Source organism: Liquorilactobacillus vini DSM 20605 (genome assembly GCF_000255495.1).
Classification (GTDB): domain Bacteria; phylum Bacillota; class Bacilli; order Lactobacillales; family Lactobacillaceae; genus Liquorilactobacillus; species Liquorilactobacillus vini.
Window position 1 is genome coordinate 1 of the sequence record NZ_AHYZ01000206.1, and the last position, 235, is coordinate 235.

Sequence of the window (235 nt, forward strand, 5' to 3'; positions counted from 1 at the left end):
CTGAAGAACGGGAAAATATTATTGATCGTGATTTTTCAACTAAATCAATTAATCAAAAGTGGGCAACAGATATAACTTACATTCACACCTTACGTGATGGTTGGTTGTATCTCTCATCAATTCTTGATTTGCATACGAAAAAAATTATTTCATGGGATCTTAGTTTAAGCATGACCAATGAACTAGTTCTAAGGACTCTCAATCGGGCAATTATTAAATATAAACCAAGTAATCT

At 31.9% G+C, this 235-nt stretch carries 1 protein-coding gene; it reads left to right on the plus strand.

Features of this window, described 5'->3' with window-relative positions; translation table 11 throughout:
* Positions 1-235 (plus strand): DDE-type integrase/transposase/recombinase (locus ON15_RS10940; protein ID WP_010581531.1); only part of this gene is annotated, 235 nt, incomplete at both ends.